Here is a 24,508-nt window from a genome sequence, read left to right as displayed (position 1 = left end):
TTTTAACGGATAGCGGGTTTTTGACATCTTAAGCGCCCTCGACCTTAATGGTTGAGGGCGTTTTGCTATGGACGCCATCACCATTTTCCCCTCGATTATAAAACTTGAGTAATTCAGTAGTCTCCCCTCTTGCAACTCACACCCAAAACTACCTAACGAAAAGTTATTAATTTTCAATCATATTGCTATCAGGATTTACTTTTTTTCGCTGTGCTAGAAAGGGCGCATTTATGTTAGCTCGTTCAGGGAAGGTAAGCATGGCTACGAAGAAGAGAAGTGGAGAAGAAATAAATGACCGACAAATCTTATGCGGGATGGGTATTAAACTACGCCGCTTAACTGCGGGTATCTGCCTGGTAACTCAACTTGTGTTCCCTATGACTGTGGCAGCACAAGGTGTGGTAAACGCCGCAACCCAACAACCAGTTCCTACACAAATCGCCATTGCAAATGCCAATACGGTGCCCTACACCCTTGGAGCGCTGGAATCGGCCCAAAGCGTTGCCGAACGTTTCGGTATTTCGTTGGCTGAGTTACGCAAACTCAACCAGTTTCGTACGTTTGCTCGAAGTTTTGATAATGTCCGCCAGGGGGATGAACTGGATGTCCCGGCACAAGTTAGTGAAAAAAAATTAACCCCGCCGCCGGGTAATAGCAGTGACAACCTCGAGCAACAGATAGCCAGTACTTCACAGCAAATCGGGTCTCTGCTCGCCGAAGATATGAACAGCGAGCAAGCGGCAAATATGGCGCGTGGATGGGCCTCTTCTCAGGCTTCAGGCGCAATGACAGACTGGTTAAGCCGCTTCGGTACCGCAAGAATCACGCTGGGCGTGGATGAAGATTTTAGCCTGAAGAATTCCCAGTTCGATTTTCTCCATCCGTGGTATGAAACGCCTGATAATCTCTTTTTCAGCCAGCATACCCTCCACCGTACTGACGAACGTACGCAGATTAACAACGGCTTGGGTTGGCGTCATTTCACGCCCACATGGATGTCGGGCATCAACTTCTTTTTCGACCACGACCTTAGCCGTTACCACTCCCGCGCCGGCATTGGCGCGGAGTACTGGCGCGACTATCTAAAATTAAGTAGTAACGGCTATTTGCGACTGACCAACTGGCGCAGCGCACCTGAACTGGACAACGATTATGAAGCACGCCCGGCCAATGGCTGGGATGTACGCGCAGAAGGCTGGCTACCCGCCTGGCCGCACCTTGGCGGTAAACTGGTCTATGAACAGTATTATGGCGATGAAGTGGCCCTGTTCGATAAAGACGATCGGCAAAGTAATCCTCATGCCATAACCGCTGGACTTAACTATACCCCCTTCCCGCTGATGACCTTCAGCGCGGAGCAACGCCAGGGTAAACAGGGTGAAAATGACACCCGTTTTGCCGTCGATTTTACCTGGCAACCTGGCAGCGCAATGCAGAAACAGCTTGACCCGAACGAAGTCGCTGCACGGCGTAGCCTTGCAGGCAGCCGTTATGATCTGGTGGATCGCAACAACAACATCGTTCTGGAATATCGCAAAAAAGAACTGGTTCGCCTGACCCTGACAGACCCCGTGACAGGGAAGTCAGGAGAAGTGAAATCATTGGTTTCGTCGCTACAAACCAAATATGCCCTGAAAGGCTATAACGTCGAAGCCACCGCTCTGGAAGCTGTCGGTGGTAAAGTGGTCACATCGGGTAAAGATATTCTGGTTACCCTGCCGCCGTACCGGTTCACCAGTACGCCAGAAACCGATAACACCTGGCCGATTGAAGTCACCGCTGAAGATGTCAAAGGCAATTTTTCGAATCGTGAACAGAGCATGGTAGTCGTTCAGGCACCTACGCTAAGCCAGAAAGATTCCTCGGTATCGTTAAGTACCCAGACGTTGAGCGCGGATTCCCATTCAACCGCCACACTGACTTTTATTGCTCATGATGCAGCAGGTAATCCTGTTATCGGGCTGGTGCTCTCGACGCGTCACGAAGGTGTTCAGGACATCACCCTTTCTGACTGGAAAGATAATGGTGACGGAAGCTATACCCAGATCCTGACCACAGGAGCGATGTCTGGCACGCTGACGCTTATGCCACAGCTGAACGGTGTGGATGCGGCTAAAGCCCCCGCCGTGGTGAATATCATTTCTGTTTCGTCATCCCGGACTCACTCGTCAATTAAGATTGATAAGGACCGTTATCTCTCCGGCAATCCTATCGAGGTGACGGTAGAACTGAGAGATGAAAATGACAAACCTGTTAAGGAACAAAAACAGCAACTGAATACCGCAGTCAGCATCGACAACGTGAAACCTGGTGTCACTACAGACTGGAAAGAAACCGCAGATGGCGTCTATAAAGCAACCTATACCGCCTATACCAAAGGCAGTGGGCTTACTGCGAAGCTGTTAATGCAAAACTGGAATGAAGATTTGCATACCGCTGGATTTATCATCGACGCCAACCCGCAGTCAGCGAAAATTGCGACATTATCTGCCAGCAATAATGGTGTGCTCGCCAATGAGAATGCAGCAAACACCGTCTCGGTCAATGTCGCTGATGAGGGAAGCAACCCAATCAATGATCATACCGTCACGTTTGCGGTATTAAGCGGATCGGCAACTTCCTTTAACAATCAAAACACCGCAAAAACGGATGTTAATGGTCTGGCGAATTTTGATCTGAAAAGTAGTAAGCAGGAAGACAACACGGTTGAAGTCACCCTTGAAAATGGCGTGAAACAAACGTTAATCGTCAGTTTTGTCGGCGACTCGAGTACCGCGCAGGTTGATCTGCAGAAGTCGAAAAATGAAGTGGTCGCTGACGGCAATGACAGCGCCACAATGACCGCGACAGTTCGGGATGCAAAAGGCAACCTGCTCAATGACGTCAAGGTCACCTTCAATGTTAATTCAGCAGAGGCGAAACTGAGCCAAACCGAAGTGAATAGCCACGACGGGATCGCCACAGCTACGCTGACCAGTTTAAAAAACGGTGATTATAGGGTTACGGCCTCTGTGAGCTCTGGTTCCCAGGCCAATCAACAGGTGAATTTTATCGGTGATCAAAGTACTGCTGCCCTGACCCTCAGTGTGCCTTCAGGTGATATCACCGTCACCAACACAGCTCCGCAACATATGACTGCAACCTTGCAGGATAAAAATGGCAACCCACTAAAAGATAAAGAAATCACCTTCACTGTGCCAAACGACGTCGCAAGTCGGTTCTCGATTAGCAACGGCGGAAAAGGCATGACGGATAGTAACGGGGTTGCAATCGCCTCCCTGACCGGCACGTTAGCGGGCACGCATATGATCACGGCTCGTCTGGCTAACAGCAATGTCAGCGATGCACAGCCAATGACGTTTGTGGCGGATAAAGACAGAGCGGTTGTCGTTCTACAAACATCGAAAGCGGAAATCATTGGGAATGGCGTGGATGAGACGACTCTGACAGCAACAGTGAAAGATCCTTTTGATAACGTGGTTAAAAATCTGTCAGTAGTCTTCCGCACCTCTCCCGCAGACACGCAACTAAGTCTGAACGCGCGTAATACTAATGAGAACGGTATTGCTGAAGTTACCCTTAAGGGCACGGTTTTGGGTGTTCATACAGCCGAAGCCATACTGCTTAACGGCAACAGAGATACGAAGACAGTCAATATTGCGCCCGATGCCAGCAACGCGCTAGTCACGCTGAATATCCCTGCTCAACAGGTGGTGACGAATAACAGTGACAGCGTGCAGCTGACGGCGACGGTGAAAGATCCGTCGAATCATCCGGTGGCGGGAATAACGGTGAACTTCACCATGCCACAGGACGTGGCGGCAAACTTTACCCTTGAAAATAACGGTATTGCCATCACTCAGGCCAATGGCGAAGCGCATGTGACCCTCAAAGGTAAAAAAGCGGGCACGCATACGGTTACCGCAACGCTGGGTAACAATAATGCCAGCGATGCGCAGCCAGTCACATTCGTGGCGGATAAGGACAACGCGATTGTCGTCCTCCAAACATCGAAAGCGGAAATCATTGGGAATGGCGTGGATGAGACGACGCTGACAGCAACAGTGAAAGATCCTTTTGATAACGTAGTAAAAGATCTACCGGTCACCTTCAGTACCGACCCGGCTGATACTCAACTTAGTCAGAGCACGAGCAATACTAACGACAGTGGTGTTGCTGAAGTTACCCTTAAGGGCACGGTTTTGGGTGTTCATACAGCCGAAGCCACACTGCCTAACGGCAACAACGATACGAAGACAGTCAATATTGCGCCCGATGCCAGCAACGCGCAGGTCACGCTGAATATCCCTGCTCAACAGGTGGTGACGAATAACAGTGACAGCGTGCAGCTTACGGCAACGGTGAAAGATCCGTCGAATCATCCGGTGGCGGGAATAACGGTGAACTTCACCATGCCACAGGACGTTGCGGCAAACTTTACCCTCGAAAGTAACGGTATTGCCATCACTCAGGCCAATGGCGAAGCGCATGTCACCCTCAAAGGCAAAAAAGCGGGCACGCATACGGTTACCGCAACGCTGGGTAATAACAATACCAGTGATTCGCAGCCAGTAACGTTTGTGGCGGACAAAACCTCGGCTCAGGTTGTGCTGCAGATGTCAAAAGATGAGATCACAGGTAATGGCGTCGATAACGCAACGCTAACTGCAACGGTTAAAGATCAGTTCGACAATGAGGTGAATAATCTTCCGGTAACCTTCAGCTCAGCCTCTTCAGGACTCACCCTGACCCCGGGAGTGAGTAATACCAATGAGTCTGGCATCGCGCAGGCCACTCTCGCAGGCGTTGCCTTTGGTGAGCAGACTGTTACTGCATCACTGGCTAATACTGGTGCCAGCGACAACAAAACTGTGCATTTTATTGGCGACACAGCGGCAGCAAAAATTATCGAGTTGACGCCTGTCCCAGACAGCATAATCGCCGGTACCCCGCAGAACAGCACCGGCAGCGTCATTACCGCCACAGTCGTTGATAATAATGGCTTTCCGGTGAAAGGTGTGACTGTGAACTTCACCAGCAGAACAAACTCTGCCGAAATGACGAATGGCGGCCAAGCCGTAACGAACGAACAGGGTAAGGCTACCGTCACTTATACCAATACCCGCTCCTCGATAGAATCAGGAGCGAGACCGGATACCGTTGAGGCCAGTCTGGAAAATGGTAGCTCCACGCTTAGCACATCAATTAATGTCAATGCTGATGCGTCTACGGCACATCTCACTTTGCTACATGCACTTTTTGATACAGTCTCCGCAGGCGAGACAACCAGTCTGTATATTGAGGTGAAGGATAATTACGGCAACGGTGTCCCCCAGCATCAGGTGACCCTCAGCGTTTCACCAAGTGAAGGCGTGACCCCCAGTAATAACGGTATATATACTACCAACTACTACGGCAATTTTTACGCAAGCTTTACCGCTACAAAAGCCGGGGTTTATCAAGTGACGGCAACCCTCGACAATGGTGATTCGATGCAACAAACAGTGACCTATGTGCCGAACGTCGCGAATGCTGAAATCTCGCTGGCAGCCTCTAAGGATCCGGTGATTGCCGACAATAACGATCTCACGACACTCACAGCAACAGTCGCTGATACAGAGGGCAATGCGATAGCCAACACTGAGGTAACATTTACTCTGCCGGAAGATGTGAGGGCGAACTTCACGCTGAGCGATGGCGGTAAAGCGATTACGGATACTGAAGGCAAAGCGAAAGTCACGCTGAAAGGTACAAAAGCAGGCGCTCATACTGTTACAGCATCGATGGCTGGCAGTAAGAGCGGACAACTAGTGGTGAACTTTACTGCGGATACGCTCACTGCACAGGTTAATCTTAACGTTACCGAGGACAACTTTATCGCCAATAACGTTGGGATGACCACACTTCAGGCAACAGTGACTGATGGAAACGGCAACCCGTTAGCCAATGAGGCGGTGACATTCACGCTACCGGCAGATGTAAGCGCAAGCTTTACTCTCGGACAAGGCGGTTCCGCCATTACTGATATCAACGGCAAGGCTGAAGTTACACTGAGCGGTACAAAATCCGGCACTTATCCCGTGACAGTTAGCGTGATCAATTATGGTGTCAGTGATACGAAACAGGTGACTTTGATTGCCGATGCTGGTACCGCAAAACTGACCTCCTTAACCTCTGTATACTCATTCGTCGTCAGCACGACCGAGGGCGCAACCATGACGGCAAGCGTCACTGACGCTAACGGCAACCCGGTAGAAGGCATAAAAGTTAATTTCCGCGGAACCTCCGTCACGCTAAGCAGCACCAGCGTTGAAACGGATAGTCAGGGATTCGCTGAAATTCTTGTGACAAGCACCGAGGTCGGACTGAAAACAGTTTCAGCCTCTCTGGCAGATAAACCTACTGAAGTCATCTCGCGATTACTGAATGCCAGTGCAGATGTTAATTCTGCGACGTTTACCAGTCTGGAGATACCTGAAGGTCAGGTAATGGTCGCACAAGACGTAGCAGTTAAAGCTCACGTTAACGACCAGTTTGGCAACCCGGTTGCGCATCAACCCGTGACATTCAGTGCAGAGCCATCCTCGCAAATGATCATCAGCCAGAATACGGTGTCTACTAATACGCAGGGTATAGCCGAGGTCACCATGACGCCCGAAAGAAACGGTTCGTATATGGTGAAAGCATCCCTGGCGAATGGAGCCTCAATTGAGAAACAACTGGAGGCTATTGATGAAAAACTGACACTCACGGCGTCCAGCCCGCTTATCGGTGTCAATTCCCCAACAGGTGCAACTCTGACGGCAACGCTAACTTCTGCAAATGGCACTCCAGTGGAAGGTCAGGTCATCAACTTTAGCGTAACGCCAGAAGGTGCAACGTTAAGTGGCGGAAAAGTGAGAACCAACTCTTCAGGTCAGGCACCAGTCGTTCTGACCAGCAATAAAGTCGGTACATATACGGTGACTGCATCGTTCCATAACGGCGTAACAATACAGACACAGACAACCGTGAAAGTCACTGGCAACTCAAGCACCGCACATGTTGCTAGCTTTATCGCTGATCCATCGACTATCGCCGCCACCAACAGTGATTTAAGTACCTTAAAGGCAACGGTTGAGGATGGCAGTGGTAACCTGATCGAAGGTCTCACTGTGTACTTCGCCTTAAAAAGCGGCTCTGCCACATTAACGTCATTAACAGCGGTGACCGATCAAAACGGAATCGCGACAACAAGCGTGAAAGGAGCGATGACAGGTAGCGTCACGGTAAGCGCAGTCACGACCGCTGGTGGAATGCAAACAGTAGATATAACGCTGGTGGCAGGCCCGGCTGACGCCTCGCAGTCCGTCCTTAAGAACAATCGGTCATCACTGAAAGGGGACTATACCGATAGTGCTGAGCTACATCTTGTTTTGTACGATATATCAGGCAATCCGATCAAAGTTTCTGAAGGGATGGAATTTGTGCAATCAGGTACTAACGTGCCCTATGTGAAAATTAGCGCAATTGATTACAGTCAAAATATCAACGGTGATTACAAAGCCACTGTTACAGGAGGCGGAGAGGGTATCGCAACGCTGATTCCTGTATTGAATGGTGTTCATCAAGCGGGTCTGAGTACCACAATACAATTCACTCGCGCAGAAGACAAAATAATGAGCGGTACAGTGTTGGTCAATGGTGCTAACCTACCAACAACTACATTCCCTTCGCAGGGATTCACCGGGGCGTATTATCAGTTGAATAATGACAACTTTGCTCCAGGAAAAACGGCGGCTGATTATGAGTTTTCAAGCTCTGGCTCCTGGGTCGATGTTGATGCTACCGGTAAAGTGACATTTAAAAATGTCGGCAGCAAATGGGAGAGGATTACGGCGACGCCAAAAACAGGCGGCCCTAGCTATATATACGAAATCCGAGTGAAGAGTTGGTGGGTGAACGCCGGCGATGCTTTCATGATATACAGCCTTGCTGAAAATTTTTGCAGTAGCAATGGCTACACACTTCCCCTTGGAGACCATTTAAACCATAGTCGTTCCCGAGGCATCGGGTCACTGTACAGTGAATGGGGAGATATGGGGCATTACACGACTGAAGCTGGTTTTCAATCAAATATGTATTGGTCATCTAGTCCCGCAAACTCAAGCGAACAATACGTAATTTCTCTGGCAACAGGTGAGCAAAGTGTATATGAAAAGCTTGGGTTTGCTCATGCGACATGTTATAAAAACCTCTGATTTTCCGCTATAATTCCTTAAAGAGTGCTCCATTCGGGGCGCTCTTTTTTACATTCTCTCTACAGAACTTGCCCTTCTCTCACAGAAAATGAATAAATAAAAATGCGATACCGCCAGATTCGCGTTCGGTGTGACTATGGTTGTATCCGGTGAGTACAGCTTTGATCCAAAGGCTGGCTTTCTGTAATGATTGACCAGCCACAGAGTATTGATGACACCACCGTTCATAACAGATCGGCATTAATATGCATAAATACTGCCTCATATTCTCGCCAAAACACTTTTTAATGCCTTTGCGAATTCATCCAGACTTATATTGTCAATTTTTTGCCCAACGACGACTGACTCCGAAACATCGGCCATTGCGTTTTGTAATCAGCATAAATTGCAACAACGGGGGTATTATAGGCACTTGCCATATGTAATATTGAGGTGTCAGGAGTTATTGCGATATAAGCATCTTTTATGATTGCTGCCGAACGTTTAATCGAGGGTGATAAGGATAAACGGAAGACATTATTATAACAATCCACTAATACCCTGGCTTTATCTTCCCCTTTTGGTCCATGAACGATCACTATTGGCATATCTGTTTCATTTTTAATTTTTGCTATTAGATTTTCTGCTATCGATAATGAAAATGTACGTTCCTGTGCACTACCTTCTAAATTGAGCGCAATGTAAGCTCCTAACGATCGCATTTCCTCGCGCACCTCATCGAGTGCATCCTCGCTTAATGGCAATTCATATATTGGCCTGACTGCCGGAAAACCCGCTTCACGCATCATAAACGCCCATGTCATGGGTACGGGAGCCCTGAGATTCTGATCCATCCGGGACGCGTTCTTACACAAAGGGGAATAGCACTTCATGGTTAAACCGACAACCTGAAAATTCGTTTTTGCTTTCAACTGACTGATAAATAACATCGTTTTCAGGTTCTTTTTACGCATCGCCTCTATACAAAGATCCGGCGTACCGTATTGCTGTGTTATATTCTTTGCTAAATCTTTTATTTCTTTTAATGTTGCGTGATCCTGCATAGTCATTGTGACTAATGTTAATTTAGTCTGTTCAAGTTTGAGCGCATTAAAGACTTCTAAATTAATAGTCGAAGTAACAATTAAAAGATGCTTTATTTTATGCATTTCAATCGCCCGAATAACTGGAAAGATGGCCATAGCATCGCCAATCTGATCGGGAATATGTATGACAACAAAGTCTGTTTTTCCAATATTGAAATTATTAGCTTTATAATCGTAGTAACTAAATGCAATACGTCTCAACAATGATGCTAAAAACATAACTAACCTCGCCTCCCTACTGGTTATAATGCAATGTAGTCTATCAGAATCATCAGGGTGCAAATTTGTGCATATGCGGACTTTTATGTTTCATATCTCGAACCTGTGGGTCCTCTGCTTAATCCTTAAACAACACCAGCAACTCCTGCGCTTTCATCTTCCATCGAATTTTTCATGTTGCCGCTAATCAGCCATAAAATCATTTGCAGATGCGCTCTGTCGAGGTAGTCTCATAAGGTTCGTTTATAGATCGACGGCAATGTGAGTTACCTTTTCCATACTAATTATAAAAAGACAGTACAAACAGGATCATTATGGACTCCACGCTCATCTCCACTCGTCCCGATGAAGGGACGCTTTCGTTAAGTCGCGCCCGACGAGCTGCGTTAGGCAGTTTCGCTGGTGCCGTCGTCGACTGGTATGATTTTTTACTCTATGGCATTACCGCCGCACTGGTGTTTAATCGCGAGTTTTTCCCGCAAGTAAGCCCGGCGATGGGAACGCTCGCCGCATTTGCCACCTTTGGTGTCGGATTCCTGTTCCGTCCGCTCGGCGGTGTCATTTTCGGTCACTTTGGCGACCGACTGGGACGTAAGCGCATGTTAATGCTGACCGTCTGGATGATGGGTATCGCGACAGCCTTGATTGGTATTCTTCCTTCCTTCTCGACCATTGGGTGGTGGGCCCCCATTTTACTGGTGACGCTGCGTGCCATACAGGGATTTGCCGTCGGCGGCGAATGGGGAGGCGCGGCGTTACTTTCCGTTGAAAGTGCGCCGAAAAATAAAAAAGCCTTTTACAGTAGCGGTGTACAAGTTGGCTACGGTGTAGGTTTACTGCTATCAACTGGACTGGTTTCATTAATCAGTATGATGACGACTGACGAACAGTTTTTAAGCTGGGGCTGGCGCATTCCTTTCCTGTTTAGCATCGTACTGGTACTGGGAGCATTGTGGGTGCGTAATGGCATGGAGGAGTCCGCGGAATTTGAACAACAGCAACATAATCAAGCGGCCGCGAAAAAACGCATCCCGGTTATCGAAGCACTATTACGGCATCCTGGTGCTTTCCTGAAGATTATTGCGCTACGACTGTGCGAGTTGCTGACGATGTACATCGTTACCGCCTTCGCACTTAATTATTCAACCCAGAATATGGGGTTACCGCGCGAACTTTTCCTCAATATTGGTTTGCTGGTCGGTGGATTAAGCTGCCTGACAATTCCCTGTTTTGCCTGGCTTGCCGATCGTTTTGGTCGCCGCAGGGTTTATATCACAGGCGCGTTGATCGGAACGTTGAGCGCATTTCCTTTCTTTATGGCGCTTGAAGCACAATCTATTTTCTGGATAGTTTTCTTCTCCATAATGCTGGCAAACATTGCGCATGACATGGTGGTGTGCGTGCAACAACCGATGTTTACCGAAATGTTTGGTGCCAGTTATCGCTATAGTGGCGCTGGAGTCGGTTATCAGGTTGCCAGTGTAGTTGGCGGTGGATTTACACCTTTTATTGCCGCTGCACTCATCACTTACTTTGCCGGGGACTGGCATAGCGTCGCCATTTATTTGCTGGCTGGATGCCTGATTTCCGCAATGACTGCTTTGTTGATGAAAGACAATCAACGCGCTTAATAGCCTGGCGAAGATCATCCGATCTTCGCCTTACACTTTTGTTTCACATTCCTGTGACATACTATCGGATGTGCGGTAATTGTATGGAACAGGAGACACACATGAATAATAAGGGCTCCGGTCTGACCCCAGCTCAGGCACTGGATAAACTTGACGCGCTGTATGAGCAATCTGTAGTCGCTTTACGCAACGCCATTGGCAAATATATTACAAGTGGCGAATTACCTGATGAAAACGCCCGCAAACAAGGTCTTTTTGTCTATCCATCACTGACCGTAACCTGGGACGGTAGCACAACCAATCCCCCCAAAACGCGCGCATTTGGTCGTTTTACCCACGCAGGCAGCTACACCACCACGATTACTCGCCCTACTCTCTTTCGTTCGTATCTCAATGAACAACTTACGTTGCTGTATCAGGATTATGGTGCGCATATCTCGGTGCAACCCTCGCAGCATGAAATCCCTTATCCTTATGTCATCGATGGCTCTGAATTGACACTTGATCGCTCAATGAGCGCTGGGTTAACTCGCTATTTCCCGACAACAGAACTGGCGCAAATTGGCGATGAAACTGCAGACGGCATTTATCATCCAACTGAATTCTCCCCGCTATCGCATTTTGATGCGCGCCGCGTCGATTTTTCCCTCGCGCGGTTGCGCCATTATACCGGTACGCCAGTTGAACATTTTCAGCCGTTCGTCTTGTTTACCAACTACACACGTTATGTGGATGAATTCGTTCGTTGGGGATGCAGCCAGATCCTCGACCCTGATAGTCCCTACATTGCCCTTTCTTGTGCTGGCGGGAACTGGATCACCGCCGAAACCGAAGCGCCAGAAGAAGCCATTTCCGACCTTGCATGGAAAAAACACCAGATGCCAGCATGGCATTTAATTACCGCCGATGGTCAGGGTATTACTCTGGTGAATATTGGCGTGGGACCGTCAAATGCTAAAACCATCTGCGATCATCTGGCAGTACTACGCCCGGATGTCTGGTTGATGATTGGTCACTGTGGCGGATTACGTGAAAGCCAGGCCATTGGCGATTATGTCCTTGCACACGCTTATTTACGCGATGACCACGTTCTTGATGCGGTACTGCCGCCCGATATTCCTATTCCGAGCATTGCTGAAGTGCAACGTGCGCTTTATGACGCTACCAAGTTAGTCAGCGGCAGGCCCGGTGAGGAAGTCAAACAGCGGCTGCGTACAGGCACTGTGGTAACCACAGATGACAGGAACTGGGAATTACGTTACTCGGCTTCTGCACTTCGTTTTAACTTAAGCCGGGCCGTAGCAATTGATATGGAAAGTGCAACCATTGCCGCGCAAGGATATCGTTTTCGCGTGCCATACGGGACACTACTGTGTGTTTCAGATAAACCGTTGCATGGTGAGATTAAACTTCCCGGTCAGGCTAACCGTTTTTATGAAGGCGCTATTTCCGAACACCTGCAAATTGGCATTCGGGCGATCGATTTGCTGCGCGCAGAAGGCGACCGACTGCATTCACGTAAATTACGAACATTTAATGAGCCGCCGTTCCGGTAATAAGTTCCGTTCCTTTTTATCAGGAATAGATGTGAAGGATTTAGTAAGTCATCCAGCAAATAGCCTGCAATAAAGCAGGCTGTTTGCTTCCTGGGGCGGATACGAGTTTTATTCTAGCCTTAATGATTTCCACATATTAAAAGCAAGTATGCTTTCAAAACACAATTATAAAAAAATCCGCCAACGACATTAGTTTTTATGAGATTAAATATAATATTATGGCTTTAGAATATTTTTATTTCTAATAGACGAGATTTTTCCTGTTATGATATAATATGCCGAATTAACACATGTTAACGATTTACCAGTAATGTAAATAAATTTTCGAGGAGATCATTCCAGTGGGACGTAAATGGGCCAATATTGTTGCTAAAAAAACGGCTAAAGACGGTGCGACGTCTAAAATTTATGCAAAATTCGGTGTAGAAATCTATGCCGCTGCCAAACAAGGTGAACCCGATCCAGAATTAAACACATCTTTAAAATTCGTTATTGAACGAGCAAAGCAGGCACAAGTTCCAAAGCACGTTATTGATAAAGCAATTGATAAAGCCAAAGGCGGCGGAGATGAAACGTTCGTGCAGGGACGTTATGAAGGCTTTGGTCCTAATGGCTCAATGATTATCGCTGAGACCTTGACTTCCAATGTTAACCGTACGATTGCTAACGTTCGCACAATTTTCAATAAAAAAGGCGGCAATATCGGAGCGGCAGGTTCTGTCAGCTATATGTTTGACAATACGGGTGTGATTGTATTTAAAGGAACAGACCCTGACCATATTTTTGAAATTTTACTTGAAGCTGAAGTTGATGTTCGTGATGTAACTGAAGAAGAAGGTAATATTGTTATTTATACTGAACCTACTGACCTTCATAAAGGAATCGCGGCTCTAAAAGCAGCTGGAATCACTGAGTTCTCAACAACAGAATTAGAAATGATTGCTCAATCTGAAGTTGAGCTTTCCCCAGAAGATTTAGAAATCTTTGAAGGGCTTGTTGATGCCCTTGAAGATGACGACGATGTTCAAAAAGTTTATCATAACGTCGCAAATCTCTAATTATATTTTAAAGAAATCTGTCTTTATGGCAGATTTCTTTAATCTCATATAATCCTTATAAAAAATATAATATTCAACTCGTCATATTGCTTATAAAAAAACCCCATTCCCAGAGAAATACTATTTATTAAAATTCCAGTTCTTCTTTTTCTGATTACAGAAGGCAAAGTGGCAATTACGCATAGTTTCCCGATAAAGACGCGATAGCGACATCCCGCATAAGGCATTTTTCTCTTTGTCTTTGTACGGTACTTCATGGAACAGAGTTTTTGACCTTGCGAATCGTGATGTCTGTTGGGGAGGGGCAATTTGCTCACTGAAGCGTGAGACTCGATTAAGCGCACGAAACACAGAAATCAAAAAACCCGGTCACTTTTTACAAGGTAACCGGGTAAAAATAATTTTTATTTTTTAACTGTCTTGAGACTCATAGAGATGTCTCAAAACTAAAATTTGGCTCCTCTGACTGGACTCGAACCAGTGACATACGGATTAACAGTCCGCCGTTCTACCGACTGAACTACAGAGGAATCGTGAGAACGAGGCGAATATTAGCGACGCTCATCCACAATGTCAAAGCCTGTTTTTTAAATTTGAAATCGTTTGCTGAAATAATCTGCACTTTGTCGTTTATTCCGACACAACTGGCTTTTTTTCACACTTTTGCGGCTCAGGTCGAGGATATTTCCACAGCCAACGTCCAGTAACCATTCGCCAGTAAAACAGCACGGCCCGCACAGCCCAGTCGGCAAACATTCCCATCCAGACACCAACCACACCCCAGCCAAGCATGATTCCCAGCACATAACCGACTACAACCCGGCAACCCCACATGCTCAACATAGAAACCCACATGGCGTAACGTGCATCGCGAGCACCCTTAAATCCAGCGGGTAGCACCCATGAGGCAGACCAAATAGGCATAAATAAAGCATTTAGCCAAATCAGAATCACAACGACATGTTTAACCTGTGGATCCTGGGTGTAAAACGATGCCATAACCCCGGCAAAGGGAGCCGTTAGCCAGGCGATGGCCGTTAATCCAAGAGTGGACAGCCAGAACACATGCCGCAACTGAATCTCTGCTTGCGCTATCTGCCCTACTCCCAACCTTCGGCCTGTAATGATCGTAGAAGCAGAGCCGAGCGCACTTCCGGGTAAGTTGATAAGAGCCGCAATTGAAAACGCGATAAAATTTCCGGCAATAACACTGGTCCCCATCCCGGCAACGAACATTTGGGTTAATAACCGACCACTGGTAAATAATACTGATTCGACACTTGCTGGAATACCAATCCCCATGACTTCCCAGATAATGCTAAAATTCAGCGGTTTAAAATAGCTCTTTAACGAAATCCTTAGCGCAGGATTAAAACCAATCGCCAGCACCCACAAAATTGCCACTGCGCCAATATAACGAGAAATGGTTAACCCCAACCCAGCCCCGACAAATCCCAGTCCCGGCCAGGAGAAAAGGCCGTAAATCAATATGCCGCTAATAATAATATTAAGAATATTCAGGCTACCGTTAATCAGTAGCGGTATTTTCGTATTCCCTGCACCACGAAGTGCCCCGCTACCAATCAAAGTGATGGCAGCTGCTGGATAACTGAGTACCGTCAGCTCCAGATAAGTCAACGCCAGTGCTTTAACTTCTGTCGTGGCATCACCCGCAACGAAATCAATAATTTGTTCGCCAAAATGATGAATAAGCGTTGCCAACAGCACGGCAAACAACGTCATGATCACCAATGACTGCCGCGTCGCCACCCTCGCTCGTCGTCGATCCCGCTTACCGAGACTAAATGCCACAACGACAGTGGTACCAAGATCGATAGCCGCAAAAAATGCCATAATGACCATATTGAAGCTGTCCGCCAATCCCACGCCGGCCATCGCATCTTTTCCCAGCCAGCTGACCAGAAAAGTGCTCAGGACCCCCATCAACAGGACACAGGCGTTCTCCATGAAGATAGGAACAGCAAGCGGGGTTATCTCGCGCCAGAACAACACTTTGTAACTCTTGCGTTTGGCGTGCCAGCGAGTGCCGTGAACAACCTGGCGTAAAGCAGAGGAGATATTCAAAGCCGACCTTAATTGCAGAAAGTGAAACCACATTTCAAATAATGAGGGAGAATCAGCAAAGCTGCAAAGATTTTCGCCAACAAATTGTCTGCAAATGCAACAAACTGTTGATAGAAACGGCAAACAGTTGGGAAATTTAAAAATCGGGTTTGACAAAAGATTTTTCGCCGTTAAGATGTGCCTCAACAGCGATTCCTCTGTAGTTCAGTCGGTAGAACGGCGGACTGTTAATCCGTATGTCACTGGTTCGAGTCCAGTCAGAGGAGCCAAATTTCTGAAAAGCCCGCTTTTATAGCGGGCTTTTTGCTATATCTGATAATCAATTTCCTCTTCACTGTTCTCCATCACCTGGCGCTTGATATCCTCAACTGACAGTCCTGCATTACAAAGTTCCAGAAAGCGCCAGACATAGTTACGTTGAAGTTGCCCTCGCTTCAGTCCCAACCATACAGTATTGGCATCGAAAAGATGCCGCGTATCCAGACGGATTAAATTCTCTTCCTCTTGTTCGCCGCTGGATTGTTCGGCAACTAATCCAATCCCCAGCCCAAGAGCAACATAGGTTTTAATGACATCAGAATCCTGCGCACTTAATACAATATCTGCCAGCAAACCTTTGCGGGCAAATGCGTCATCAATACGTGAGCGCCCCGTAATCCCCTGTCGGTAAGTGATTAACGGCCACTTCACTATTGATTCCAGCGTCAACGGTGTAATTTGCGTCAAGGGATGATCGAGTGGAACAAGCAAACTATGGTGCCAACGAAACCACGGGAAGGCGACGAGCTGCGGGTCATTACTCAAACGCTCGCTGGCGATACCAATATCAGCTTCGCCATTTTGCAACAACGTCGCAATTTCCTGTGGCGTACCCTGGATTAGCTCCAGCCGAACCTCCGGGAAAAGTTCGCGAAAAGCTTTAATGACCTCAGGCAAGCTATAACGTGCCTGAGTATGCGTCGTTGCAATAGTGAGAACGCCAGACGTATCGTTGGTAAACAGGTCTGCAAGCCGACGAACATTACTGGCTTCATTAAGAATGCGTTCTGCAATGACCAGTAATGCTTTGCCCGGTTCAGTCATGCCCAGCAGTCGCTTACCTCGTCGAACAAATATTTCGATGCCAAGTTCATCCTCCAGTTCCCGAATATGACGGCTGACGCCGGACTGTGAGGTGAAAAGCATATTCGCAACCTCTGTCAGGTTGTAATCCTGACGTGCAGCCTCGCGGATTATCTTTAGTTGTTGGAAATTCACGGTAAACTCCGGGCAGTTCAGATATCCCGTTATTGTTAAAGTCTAATGCCCGGCATAACAAATAATAAAAACCCGCATCTTATTCCATCCCGATATAACGCTTAGCTCACCAATTGCCACTGCCTTTTTTCCATCACTGGAGAACTCATCACTGACATTAACAACTCTTTCACTGCCTGTGCCTGTGGCGATAAGTTCGCTCTGGCGGGTAAATTTAATGACAAAGAGAGACTCATGGAAGGAGTGGTAATGCGTGACATCCAACCATTTACTGCGCCACATAACGAACGCGCGGCCGATTCGGGTAATACTGCAGCGCCCATGCCGCTAGCAATCGCTGCGGTAAGCGTGGCAATAGACTCAATTTCACCAATGACTTTTGCCGTGAGTCGCCGTAGGGAAAAAGCCTCATCAACACGAAGTCTAATAGCACTGTAATCACTGGGGAGAAAGAGGTTCATTTGCGCAATAGCATTAACATCAACGCTTTGCCCCGGGCAATCTTGAGTTCCTACCAGGAAAAGATCTTCTTTCAGTAAAGCCTGGCTGGATACACCAGCCACAGGGGAATGCTCATAAATCACCGCCATATCGAGTTGGTGATTTATCAGTTTTTCGTTAAGTACTGCACCGCTATTTTCATGAAGATAAATAACGACCTCCGGGAATTCAGCGCGAACCGCCTGTAATAAGGGCATGGTGATGGATGACGCAGCGGTTCCTGGCGCAAAGCCAATCGAGACTTGCCCCGATAATGCCTGACCAACGTTATGCACCGCCAGTTGGGCCTGCTCACACTGACGTAAAATGGCCCGCGCATGGGTATAGAGAATTTTTCCGGCGTCAGTTGGCGTAACGCCCCGTTTTGTGCGAATCAAAAGTTGTTGATTTAACTCACCTTCCAGTGTGGCAACCTGCTGACTGAGCGCTGGTTGTGCGATATGCAATACTTCAGCAGCCTGGGTCAGGCTACCAATATCTACAATTTTTACGAAGTATTTCAGGCGTCTGAAGTTCATGTTGCCTCCGGTTTTTAAGAATCGGCCCAAGTGCCGCCATTACTTACAACCAGATTGCAAGATGCTTGCCAGTTTTATTTTGACGTTGATGTACAAGCTAAGCAACTGTCAAATAAGAGATTATGATAGGTTCGTCATTGGCTCTTTTTATCAGCTGTCGCGTTCCCTGCCCTATAAAAGGAGGGTATGCACCACGATGGTTCATTACTCAATAAGATTGAAAGCTCACCACTTTGTTGAAATTGACAGCAAACAAACAAAAAAATGCATTTCACCCTTTGACATCACCATGCACTGCCATTAATATGCGCCCCGTTCACACGATTCCTCTGTAGTTCAGTCGGTAGAACGGCGGACTGTTAATCCGTATGTCACTGGTTCGAGTCCAGTCAGAGGAGCCAAATTCAAAAAAGCCTGCTTTCTAGCAGGCTTTTTGCTTTCTAATTACCAACGCTCTTAAAACATCTGTCTTGAACCAGAACTAATTTGCACAGGCATTCCCGATCGACGTTGCAACGCAGCATTTGCGCGATTCACATCAACTTCTTGCCCGTTGATAAACGCCCGCAAAGATGGGGTTACCGGCAATGGCACTTTTCGGTCAGACTCATATTCAGCACGATTGCGCGACAGCGGCTCATGAACTTCCAGCCACTTTGAACCATCCGGTTCCGTTGTGTATTTCACTGGCTGATCAATAATTTGCACACGAGTACCTACAGGAACATTATCAAACAGATATTTGATATCGTCATTGCGCAGACGAATACAGCCCTGACTTACCCGGAGCCCAATACCAAAATTGGCATTGGTACCGTGGATGGCATACAACCTGCCAATATAAATCGCGTACAGCCCCATGGGATTATCGGGCCCCGCAGGAACAAATGCGGGCAAACTCTCCCCTCGTTTCGCATATTCGCGCCGGGTGTTCGGCGTTGGCGTCCAGGTTGGTGCTTCTTGTTTACGTTCAACGGTAGTCACCCAGTTACGCGGGGTTTCTCGCCCTGCCTGGCCGATACCAATAGGAAAGACTTCCACTGTATTACTGTCTGGTGGGTAGTAATAAAGACGCATCTCAGCGACGTTAACCACAATCCCTTTACGAACAGTGGCGGGCAAAATCAGTTGCTGCGGAATGGTGAGTTGCGAGCCTGACTTCGGTAAGAAGACATCAGCGCCCGGATTCGCTTCCAGCATGTTACTTAACCCTTGCCCGTATTGTGCGGCAAAAGTCTCCAGCGGCTGGGTATTGTGATCAGGAATAGTTACAGTAAGCGATTGTCCCACTAAACGGCTACCCTCTGGAGGTAATGGATAAGTTACCGCCAGGCTATTATGGCTGGCAAAAAGTAGAGCAAATGAGCAAAAAATATTTACACGACGCATCATGTCCCTTTCCTAAGTCGCGAAAGCTATCGGTTAAGTATAGCTTTTATCAGACTTTTCGTTTTTAACTGTTCAAATCAGAAGTCGTATTCCCCGGTAGAACAATATTACTGGCAGCAAGTTCGCCCATGTTGTTGTATATCGCACAAGCAGCTTCGATGATGGGCATCGCCAGAGCTGCGCCACTCCCCTCACCTAAACGCATCTCCATATTGAGATAAGGCTCCAGCCCCAAATGCGACAGCGCTATACGCGCCCCTTTTTCTGCCGACAGGTGAGAAGGAATGAGATACGGTTTGATTGCAGGAGACATCTGGGAGGCTGCGAGCGCAGCAGCATAAGAAAGAAATCCATCCAGCAACACGGGTAAACCGCAGGACGCAGCGCCTAACATCACGCCAGCCATTCCGACCAAATCAAATCCACCCACTTTTGCAAGGACATCAACGCCATCCTGCGGATTTGGTTGATTCAACATAATCGCCCGTCGCACAACATCAATTTTATTAACCAGTTTATCTGTCGGCAGGTTTGCGCCAATCCCAACCACTTCTTCAGGATCCCGGCCAGTGATTGTGCTGACTATTGCCGCTGCCGGTGTCGTGTTTGCCATCCCCAGTTCACCTACACCAAACAGCGTGACACCGTTTTTTGCCAGCTCCCGCGTATAACATATGACGTCCAAAAGCAACTTTTCAGCCTGACGGCGACTCATTGCCGGAGCTGAAGCAATATTGCCGCTACCTCGTGCGACACGCATGTTGATAAGCCCGGGGATAGGCTCAGCAGTATCAATACCAACATCAATTACGTGGACGTTAGCGCCCGCTTGTGCTGCCAGCACACACACGCCGGTTGTTCCGCGGGTCATATTTTCAGCCTGAATGGCTGTCACTTCTTTTGGGGAAATAGCGACCCCTTCCTCCCAGACGCCGTGATCGGCACACATAACCAGTACCGCTTTTTTGCCCACATGCGGTATGCCATTCAACCCCGGCATTCCCGCCAGTTGTATGGCAAGCGCCTCCAGCCTTCCCAGGCTACCAACAGGTTTGAGTAACCCGTCGATATGCCGTTGTGCACGCGACATAGCGGCAGGATCGATGGCAGGGATCGTATTCAGTAAATCGGCAAGTGTTTGCATGTCACGTCTCTTTATAACAGTGCCAGCAGGAAGACCAGTTCACCAAGCTCTATGGCTGCTCCCAGCGTATCGCCGGTTTGCCCGCCCAGCGTACGTTTGAGAAGCTGACCGAGGATGAAAATCGCCACCATCGTCACCACCATAGCAGCCACACCATGCATACCTGGCAATAATACAGCAGCAAAAATAGCGGCTAAACCGAGTGTGACGCAGGTTTGTCGCCCATCAATTTTGCCAATGAACACATTGCCAAGCCCTTCTTCCCGGGCATAACGATGACGATACATCAATAATGCGGCAGTCCCGCGGCTGACCGCGCATGCTGCCGCCAGCGATGCAATGATCGGTTCGCCACGCAAAGCCAACTCGCTTAACACCAAAATCTTTGCCAGTACAACAAAAATCAATGCCAGACCGCCGTGGGTACCTAAACGGCTATCACGCATGATTTCCAACATGCGATCGCGGCTACGTGCAGAAAATACGCCATCACAAGTATCGGCGAGGCCGTCCAGGTGGAATCCCCCGGTCATAAGCGCCAGCACAAGTACGCTAAACAGTGCCGCCAGTGGTACGCCACACCATGCCTGCAGCACCATGAAGACCAGCCCGCTAATCGCGCCAAGCAATAATCCAATTAAAGGAAAAGTAATAATACCGCGAGAATAATGCTCGAAATCCAGTCCCTGGGACCAGCGACGCGGCACAGGCAGACGCGTAATAAAAGAGAGCATCGCCCAAAATAATTTACTCATTTGATTTTTACTCCAATACCCGAAACCACCAGCCACACTTCATTTGCCGCAGCGGCCAGCTGCTGATTTACCCGCCCGGCAATATCACGAAAATGTCGTGCCAAACGACTCTCCGGCACAATCCCCATTCCCACTTCGTTAGTCACTAATACAATCTTCGCGGGGCAACGTTGGCAGGCAGCAATCAACAACTGAATCTCAGCATTAATCGCCTGTTCCATCGCCTGATAATCCCATTCATCAGGGTCTTTATCTCCGCCATAATCAAACAACAGATTAGTCACCATTGTGGTAACGCATTCCAGCAACACAGCTTCATGCGGGTTAATGTCTGCATGAATTAATTCATCAAGATGTTGCCAGCGCTCCACCGTGCGCCAGTGCGCCGGGCGGCCTTTCCGATGATGTTCTATCCGTGCAGCCATCTCATCATCAAGGATTTGAGAGGTGGCGATATACAGAACCTGTGAAGAGTCCCCAATAAGCGCCTCTGCGTGGCGACTCTTCCCGCTCCGTGCGCCCCCCGTCACCAAAATCATCATACCGACTCCTGATTCAATTGTATGATGGTATTCATTGAACAGAACAATGGATCCCCACCGTTGCTGACCGCAAAACATTTACGCGATTAATACTGCGCGTAATACAATTAAAAATCCAGCATTCTCAATCCATTACGAAAGAAGATGGCATTGCGGAATAGCCAGACTTCCTCGTGTTAACGTCCGACAAAATGCGTCATTGACAGCGGTTTCTCTGGCATGACAGATTTCATTCAGATAATGGATCAATGCCACAGCCCCACCAGCCGGACCAGTCAGCAAACGGGCATTGTGTTCTGCAATCACAATTACCGTCGTTCCCTCAGAATGAGGGAGCCATTCTGGTACGGATATCTCGCTTTCAGCTGCTATCAATAGCAGCACTGAATAATCGCTATACGCATCTGATAACGATTGCACAGGCCCACCGTCAAGAGGCTGGAAATCTTGCTGCCAGTCCTCACCGATAAAACCGCAGCCTCTACAGTGCTCTGTTGGTCAGCGCCTGCGAAGCGGACATTATCGCCCTGGTGCTTAATGCGGACGCACCGTGGTCCCCTTTTTCGCCAGGCTTTACCTCGTCAATGAATCGCCCGGTCATTGGAGTAGTAACCAAAGCAGATTTAGCCAGCATGGAACAAATATCTTTGGTGAAATGTTGGTTACGGGAAGCTGGAGCGCACAACGTGTTAGTAACCAGTGCGGTTAATAACAATGGAGTTGCAGAACTTTTTGCCTTGCTGCATACAGAAGAATTCTGTCGCTAATTTCGACAGGTTCTCAGATGGGAATGATGACGGTGATACACAGAAAAGAATCAATGAGCAATGAGGGTTGCCGGGCAACCCTCATTGAATAAAACAGGAATTACTTCGCTTCGCCGTTTTTCATTTCGCCCATAGCTTTCAGCTTTTTGGAGATATCGCGGCGTTCTTTGGAGAGCTCGGCATTTTTGATGATGTAATCGTCAACACGATCTTCATAGTCACCTTTCATGCTGGCGATGATGCCCTGGATTGCTTCAACGCTCATCCCCGGCTTGATGTAATCGCTCAGGTTGTCCAGCAGCAGGACGCGCTTCTGGTTGTCACGGATCTTTTTCTCAACGTCCTGAATTTCACGTTGCAGTTTGTTCTTACGACGGAACAGACGAACAAATTCCAGTACGTCCTGGAATGAAGGCTTGGTAGTTTCCATTTTTATACCCCTGATAATGTGAGAGTCGGATTCGTTTAAGCAACCGCTATTCGTTAGGGCCAACATTACTCATAGCTGCCGCAGATGACAATGCTTTTATCCCTTTTCACTATCATACCCTTTATCCTTGCTGAATCGAAGCAGCAGCAAGATGATTCTGAAGTTCAGGAATTATTTGCGCAAGGCCCGGCAAATCAGATTCGATAGCAACTCAAGCTGATGTGCCGTTTCCATGTTCAGCCACACATAACCATAGATTGGTGTTTCCACAACCTTCAGGTCATGGTGGTTATTCAGCAACTGACGCAGCTCTTCCACAGCATCGTTCAATTTTTCCGTATTGGCAAAAACCGGCTGCGGATTACCTTCGTACAGCGCATGAACAAGGCTCAGCAGTATTTGCTGCATCATGTGCTGGGTATCACGAAGTTTTTGCGCGTTCAATAACACGAAATGGCTGGGGCGCGTGGCCCAGTATGCATTGATTTGCAACTCCAGCATACAAACCAGATTGCGGTTAATGGTCTGGATACCTTCATATATCGATTTTGGAATACGAGTTTCTTTGCTGGCGGGCGCAATCAGCCCACGCATTTTCACGGCATCGGTCAGGAGTTTTTGTAGATGGCTTTCCAGACGCGGGCGTTCGAGTAAGTTCGGTGAAAATGCAGATTGATAGACCCGATTATACTCGGTCAGACTTTTTGCCAGTTGAATGCGCCAGTGGATGAACGCCCGTTGTGGCCAGATACCGGTAAACAACATTGCCAGTAAAGAGCCGAGGATCACATCGCCGCTTCGCCATAACGCCGTATCAATTTCACCTGTCGGGGAACCCACAACAATTGCCAGCGTCACCCCAATCAATAAACCTTGATACGGTTTCTTGCCCAGCGCCAGCCAACCGCAAAGGAACATGGCCGCCGCGCACCAGACTAACATCAGCGGTAACGAGATTAACTCCAGTTGCAGAGCGATAAGACCTAAAATCGACCCCAACACCGTACCGCCAATACGTTCGAAGGCACGAGGGACAACGTTCCCCCAGAACGAGATTGGCCCCATAATCACCACCATGGTGACCAGCGGCCAGGTGCTTTCCGGGATAGTAAACAGGCGGATAATGAGAAAAGTGAGCAGGAATGCCAGCGCGACCCGAGTACCATGCACAATGCGGTAATGGCGGTATACCCGGATTTCAAACGGGCTTAATGACTTATCGGCACGCACGCAGAAACTCCGTAATGAAGATTAAAAGCGCTCATAACTCATCTGTCGGCCAGAAGGCGCGCCTCTGAATTATCCGACGGACAAACCGGGAACAGTGTAAT

The 24,508-nt window shown here is 48.0% G+C and carries 14 protein-coding genes, 3 tRNA genes and 2 pseudogenes; 7 read left to right on the top strand and 12 right to left on the bottom strand.

The window, feature by feature from the left end; translation table 11 throughout:
• The first annotated feature begins 257 nt into the window (after window positions 1-257).
• The gene (locus ACK8NJ_RS09325; RefSeq protein ID WP_148935700.1) at window positions 258-8,240 is read left to right on the top strand and encodes an Ig-like domain-containing protein; all 7,983 of its coding nucleotides are present in this window, start codon (window positions 258-260) and stop codon (window positions 8,238-8,240) included.
• A 261-nt stretch (window positions 8,241-8,501) separates the two neighbouring features.
• Here ACK8NJ_RS09325 and ACK8NJ_RS09320 read toward each other — a convergent pair.
• Window positions 8,502-9,544 (bottom strand): annotated as a pseudogene (locus ACK8NJ_RS09320) (glycosyltransferase family 9 protein).
• Window positions 9,545-9,858: 314 nt separating this feature from the next.
• Between ACK8NJ_RS09320 and shiA the strand changes: the two are divergent.
• The 3 genes from shiA (at window position 9,859) to ACK8NJ_RS09305 (ending at window position 13,789) form a co-directional block, all read left to right on the top strand.
• The gene (shiA, locus tag ACK8NJ_RS09315) at window positions 9,859-11,175 is read left to right on the top strand and encodes a shikimate transporter (protein WP_001600080.1); all 1,317 of its coding nucleotides are present in this window, start codon (window positions 9,859-9,861) and stop codon (window positions 11,173-11,175) included.
• A 101-nt stretch (window positions 11,176-11,276) separates the two neighbouring features.
• Window positions 11,277-12,731: an AMP nucleosidase gene (gene amn / locus ACK8NJ_RS09310; protein ID WP_001060231.1), complete on the top strand. Its 1,455-nt coding sequence runs from the start codon at window positions 11,277-11,279 to the stop codon at window positions 12,729-12,731.
• Window positions 12,732-13,072: 341 nt separating this feature from the next.
• Window positions 13,073-13,789, top strand: a complete 717-nt coding sequence (locus ACK8NJ_RS09305) for a YebC/PmpR family DNA-binding transcriptional regulator (protein WP_000532923.1) — start codon at window positions 13,073-13,075, stop codon at window positions 13,787-13,789.
• A gap of 454 nt (window positions 13,790-14,243) precedes the next feature.
• On the opposite strand, the gene ACK8NJ_RS09300 is transcribed toward ACK8NJ_RS09305, so the two are convergent.
• Together ACK8NJ_RS09300 and yeeO are read right to left on the bottom strand one after the other, a co-directional pair.
• A tRNA-Asn gene (locus ACK8NJ_RS09300) sits at window positions 14,244-14,319 on the bottom strand.
• 100 nt (window positions 14,320-14,419) lie between these two features.
• Complete coding sequence (gene yeeO, locus ACK8NJ_RS09295; protein WP_001323172.1) at window positions 14,420-15,907, bottom strand: toxic metabolite efflux MATE transporter YeeO; 1,488 nt, start codon at window positions 15,905-15,907, stop codon at window positions 14,420-14,422.
• Between the two features lie 160 nt (window positions 15,908-16,067).
• Between yeeO and ACK8NJ_RS09290 the strand changes: the two genes are divergently transcribed.
• Window positions 16,068-16,143 (top strand) — tRNA-Asn (locus tag ACK8NJ_RS09290).
• A 37-nt stretch (window positions 16,144-16,180) separates the two neighbouring features.
• Here the strand turns inward: ACK8NJ_RS09290 and cbl are convergent.
• Window positions 16,181-17,131 (bottom strand): HTH-type transcriptional regulator Cbl, encoded by a 951-nt coding sequence (cbl, locus tag ACK8NJ_RS09285; protein ID WP_001600085.1) that lies wholly within the window; start codon window positions 17,129-17,131, stop codon window positions 16,181-16,183.
• A gap of 101 nt (window positions 17,132-17,232) precedes the next feature.
• Window positions 17,233-18,150 (bottom strand): nitrogen assimilation transcriptional regulator NAC, encoded by a 918-nt coding sequence (gene nac / locus ACK8NJ_RS09280; RefSeq protein WP_032171481.1) that lies wholly within the window; start codon window positions 18,148-18,150, stop codon window positions 17,233-17,235.
• 325 nt (window positions 18,151-18,475) lie between these two features.
• On the opposite strand from nac, the gene ACK8NJ_RS09275 reads away from it, so the two are divergent.
• Window positions 18,476-18,551, top strand: a tRNA-Asn gene (locus ACK8NJ_RS09275).
• Window positions 18,552-18,606: 55 nt separating this feature from the next.
• Here the strand turns inward: ACK8NJ_RS09275 and ldtA are convergent.
• The 5 genes from ldtA to ACK8NJ_RS09250 all read right to left on the bottom strand — a co-directional run bounded on the left by ldtA (window position 18,607) and on the right by ACK8NJ_RS09250 (window position 22,448).
• The gene (gene ldtA, locus ACK8NJ_RS09270) at window positions 18,607-19,542 is read right to left on the bottom strand and encodes a L,D-transpeptidase (protein WP_137487672.1); all 936 of its coding nucleotides are present in this window, start codon (window positions 19,540-19,542) and stop codon (window positions 18,607-18,609) included.
• Window positions 19,543-19,603: 61 nt separating this feature from the next.
• Window positions 19,604-20,683, bottom strand: coding sequence for a nicotinate-nucleotide--dimethylbenzimidazole phosphoribosyltransferase (cobT, locus tag ACK8NJ_RS09265; RefSeq protein WP_411962377.1), 1,080 nt, complete (start codon window positions 20,681-20,683; stop codon window positions 19,604-19,606).
• 11 nt (window positions 20,684-20,694) lie between these two features.
• The gene (gene cobS / locus ACK8NJ_RS09260; protein WP_137487673.1) at window positions 20,695-21,438 is read right to left on the bottom strand and encodes an adenosylcobinamide-GDP ribazoletransferase; all 744 of its coding nucleotides are present in this window, start codon (window positions 21,436-21,438) and stop codon (window positions 20,695-20,697) included.
• Window positions 21,435-21,980, bottom strand: a complete 546-nt coding sequence (gene cobU, locus ACK8NJ_RS09255; RefSeq protein ID WP_000973152.1) for a bifunctional adenosylcobinamide kinase/adenosylcobinamide-phosphate guanylyltransferase — start codon at window positions 21,978-21,980, stop codon at window positions 21,435-21,437. The genes cobS and cobU overlap by 4 nt, the downstream gene beginning before the upstream one ends.
• A 132-nt stretch (window positions 21,981-22,112) precedes the next feature.
• The gene (locus ACK8NJ_RS09250) at window positions 22,113-22,448 is read right to left on the bottom strand and encodes a hypothetical protein (RefSeq protein ID WP_064226604.1); all 336 of its coding nucleotides are present in this window, start codon (window positions 22,446-22,448) and stop codon (window positions 22,113-22,115) included.
• Between the two features lie 2 nt (window positions 22,449-22,450).
• On the opposite strand from ACK8NJ_RS09250, the pseudogene ACK8NJ_RS09245 reads away from it, so the two are divergent.
• A pseudogene (locus ACK8NJ_RS09245) lies at window positions 22,451-22,747 on the top strand (EutP/PduV family microcompartment system protein); the annotation flags it as partial.
• 100 nt (window positions 22,748-22,847) lie between these two features.
• On the opposite strand, the gene ACK8NJ_RS09240 reads toward ACK8NJ_RS09245, so the two are convergent.
• Window positions 22,848-23,177 (bottom strand): DUF496 family protein, encoded by a 330-nt coding sequence (locus ACK8NJ_RS09240; RefSeq protein WP_000450409.1) that lies wholly within the window; start codon window positions 23,175-23,177, stop codon window positions 22,848-22,850.
• A 171-nt stretch (window positions 23,178-23,348) separates the two neighbouring features.
• Window positions 23,349-24,407, bottom strand: coding sequence for an FUSC family protein (locus tag ACK8NJ_RS09235; protein WP_001200891.1), 1,059 nt, complete (start codon window positions 24,405-24,407; stop codon window positions 23,349-23,351).
• Between the last annotated feature and the right edge of the window lie 101 nt (window positions 24,408-24,508).

Origin of the sequence: Escherichia sp. F1, assembly GCF_046764225.1 — a bacterium.
In the GTDB taxonomy this organism is placed as follows: domain Bacteria; phylum Pseudomonadota; class Gammaproteobacteria; order Enterobacterales; family Enterobacteriaceae; genus Escherichia; species Escherichia coli.
The sequence above is the reverse complement of the archived record's forward strand: the minus strand, read 5'-3'. Positions and strand labels throughout refer to the sequence as shown.